The organism is Microcystis sp. LE19-41.2A (assembly GCF_027530405.1).
GTDB lineage: Bacteria > Cyanobacteriota > Cyanobacteriia > Cyanobacteriales > Microcystaceae > Microcystis > Microcystis aeruginosa.
On record NZ_JAPZQJ010000534.1, the window covers coordinates 1 to 3,370 of the forward strand.

Annotated in this window: 1 protein-coding gene and 1 pseudogene; both read left to right on the forward strand. The window is 46.8% G+C overall.

All coding sequences use genetic code 11. The features are described 5' to 3' along the window. Window positions 1-545, forward strand: a pseudogene (locus tag O9290_RS22475) (hypothetical protein); the annotation flags it as partial. Between the two features lie 143 nt (window positions 546-688). After that, window positions 689-3,370, forward strand: a 2,682-nt coding sequence (locus O9290_RS22480) for a beta strand repeat-containing protein (protein WP_288087571.1), incomplete at its 3' end; no start/stop codon positions are given.

Consider the following 3,370-nt stretch of genomic DNA (forward strand, 5'->3'; position numbering starts at 1 on the left):
CAAGTAGCAATCCCTTTGCTATAATAGTCATGGCACACCTGAAAACAAAAGCGACTACTGGGAAGCTGCCACAACGGGAACAGTGGAAGTGGAAGTTAATCAGGGGATTATATGAAAAGGAGTTCGAGAGAGAACAGATAATTAAACTGTTTGAAATCATCGACAATATGATGACTTTATCCCCTGAATTGCAGTCAAGCTTAGAGAGTAAAATCAAACAATTTGAGGAGGAAAGAACCATGCCTTTAATGAGTAATATGGAGTTACGAGGAATCGAACAGGGTAAGGAAATTGGTAAGAAAATTGGCAAGGAAATTGGCAAGGAAATTGGCAAGGAAATTGGCAAGGAAATTGGCGCGTTAGAAAAAAGCCGCGATGACATCAAAACAGTTTTAACTGTGCGTTTTGGACAGATTTCTTCAGAAATTGAAGAGATAATCGGCAAAATCACTAACCCTACTATCTTAGAAGAGCTACTAAAATTAGCAGCCACTGCTAATTCTCTCGCAGAATTTAAGCAGTCTTTCGCAAGAATCCAATCCTAGAACTTCTTTAGAAAACGGGTTTCTGCAAACGCCTATTTAGAAACCCGTTTTCTTGTTGTAATATTAATTTCTGTTACAGAGGTCTTGACAAATTGGGTATTTTTTGCATAAAATAGCACCAGTCATCCTTTGCAGTTAACGTCATGACTTCTACCCTGTTGCCGCTTCTTCCTGCTGTTTACGATATTTTGTTCGATTTCGCTCAATCTGATGGGTTTTGGGCAAATTTAGAAACTGCTTTTGGCACAAACTATGATGTGGTTAAAGCGACGCAATTACGACAGCAGTGGCAAAGTCGAGATTTTAGTCAACTTCCCCCTATTACAGTTAAAAACCTTGGCAATTCAGGGATTTTCGGCGCATATTCCAGCAGTATTAATAAGATTTATATTTCTCAAGCGCTGATTGATTCGGGGGACGCTACCACCCTCAAAGCGGTGTTATTAGAAGAAATTGGGCATTTTATCGACGCGCAAATCAACAGCAGCGATACGCCGGGGGATGAGGGGCAGTTATTTTCGGCGCTGGTGCGGGGAGAAAGCCTGACGGAGGCGGAAATCGCGGCGATACGAGAGGAAAATGACGCGGCGACTATTACCGTTGATGGGCAAGCGATTAGTGTGGAAATGGCATTTAGTGCCGCTACTAATTTTACTGTGGGGAGTGGTCCCCGTTCTGTGACGGTAGGGGACTTCAACGGCGACGGCAAATCCGATTTGGCTGTGGCGAACCGTGGTGGCAACAACGTCTCAGTGCTATTGGGAACCGGCACGGGCAGTTTTGGCACTGCCACCAACTTTTCCGTGGGGGCTGGTCCCCTTTCCGTGACGGTAGGGGACTTCAACCGCGACGGCAAATCCGATTTGGCTGTGGCGAACCGTTTCACCAACAACGTCTCAGTCCTCCTCAATACCACCCCCAAAATCACCATCGCCCCCGGCACCAACCCCGTAGAAGGGGGAACCGTCGGCAACTTTATCATCACCCTAGACACCCCCGCGCCCACGGGTGGGATAGTGGTCAACTTCAACACCACCGGCACTACCGCCACCATTCTCGCCGACTATTCCCTCACTGCTGGCACAAATATCACCGCAGTAACCGCCAACACCTTCACCATCGCCGCCGGAGCCACCACCGCTACCCTCAACGTGGTCGCCGTATCCGATGCGGTAAGTGACCCCAACGAAACCGTCAAAGTCAACCTGACATCGGGGGGAGACTACATCCTTGGTGCCAACTCTAGCGCCAGCTTTAACAGTGCTATTAACTTTTCCGTGGGGAGTAATCCCCTTTCCGTGACGGTAGGGGACTTCAACGGCGACGGCAAATTGGACTTGGCTACGGCGAACTATAACGGCAATAACGTCTCAGTGCTATTAGGAACCGGCACGGGTAGTTTTGGCACGCCCACTAACTTTTCCGTGGGGAATCGTCCCCGTTCCGTGACGGTAGGGGACTTCAACGGCGACGGCAAATCCGATTTAGCTGTAGCGAACGTTAACAGCAACAACGTCTCAGTCCTCCTCAATGCCGACCCCACCGCCACCGTCACCATTACCGACCCCTCTATTTCTCTTACTATCAACGATGTTACTGTTACCGAAGGCAATAGCGGCACCACTAACGCGGTCTTTACCGTGAGCCTTTCTAGTGCCGCTAGTACCGTTGTGAGCGTCGATTATGCCACCGCCAACGGTACAGCCACCGCCGGAACCGATTACACCGCTATTCCTACCACCACCTTAACCTTCAATCCGGGAGAAACTTCTAAAACGATTACAGTTCCAGTCAATGGCGATAACCAAGTTGAACTCAATGAGACATTTTTCCTCAATCTCAGCAATTTACAAACCAATGGCAGCAATGTTACCTTAGCTGATAATCAGGGACAGGGAACGATTAATAACGATGACAGTGCATCTATTGCGATTAGTGATGTCACAATTACCGAAGGAAATAGTGGGACAACTAATGCAGTATTTACTGTCACTCTTTCTAATGCAGTTGATACAGCAGTAACGGTTAATTACGCCACAGCCAATGGAACCGCTACCACAACAGATAATGATTATATAGGGATTGCTACTACTCCCTTAACCTTCAATGCTGGTGAGACTTCTAAGACGATTACTGTAGCTGTCAATGGCGATAACCAAGTTGAAAGTAACGAGACTTTCTTCGTTAATCTCAGTAATTTACAAGCCAATGGTCGTAACGTTACCATAACCGATAATCAGGGACAGGGAACGATTACTGATGATGATGTCATACTTCCTAGTATTACTCTTGCGGTTTCTCCTAGTAGTGTTACTGAAGACGGGACAACAAATCTGGTTTATACTTTCACCCGTAGCGGAGTAACAAGTAATGCTTTAACAGTCAATTACACCCTCGGAGGGACAGCGACTTTAAATACCGACTACACTCGTACAGGGACTACCAATACAGTCACCTTTGTTGCTGGTTCATCCACTGCTACTGTAACAGTTGACCCCACTGCTGATACAACAGTAGAAAGTGATGAAACGGTCGTCTTAACTCTCGCTTCAGGGACTGGTTATACAATAGGTACATCAACCCCAGTGACGGGGACAATTACCAATGACGACTTTCCCCAACTCTCCATCAATAATATTACCGTGGTCGAAGGCTTAGATAATAATGCCATCCTCACCGTCACGGTTGATAATCCCAATCCGCAACCAATTACCTTCAACTATACCACTGCACCCATTAACGCTACCGCCAATGTAGATTACACTAGCAAAACCGGAACTATCACCATTGCACCTAATACTTCCACCGCTACTATTAGCATTCCC